Annotated in this window: 1 protein-coding gene; it reads right to left on the minus strand. The window is 49.0% G+C overall.

What is annotated here, in order from left to right; translation table 11 throughout:
- On the minus strand, positions 1-441 hold a 441-nt coding region (locus tag HC175_RS18830), incomplete at both ends, for an amidohydrolase family protein (protein WP_479685244.1).

Here is a 441-nt window from a genome sequence, read left to right on the forward strand (position 1 = left end):
GCGCGCCGGAGTATAGGGAATGCCAAGGAAAAGCGAGCAGGAGGGAAGCGCAACGGGCATAGTGTCACTCCCTTTTAGCGCCTCAAGATCTTCCGGCTCCATTACCTCGAGATGGTCTACAGTAAGAGCGTCATGAGCCACCGCAGCTTGGATTCCGCCAATCGCGTTGAATTGATTCACATGGATCTTCGGAATGAGATCATATTTTTTACCGGCTTCAAGCAAGCGGTGGGTGTCCTCTACTGAAAAATAACCTTTTTCGCAGAAAATATCCACATAATCTGCCAACCCTGCTTCGGCTACTTTGGGCAACATCTCGCTTATGAGGAGGTTCATGTAGCCCTCTTTGTTATCTTTATATTCCGGAGGCAGGGCATGAGCGCCTAAAAAAGTTGCCTTCACCGGAAGCTTGTAGTTCTGTTTTAGCTTTTGGATCACCCG

The organism is Salinimicrobium oceani (assembly GCF_012037645.1).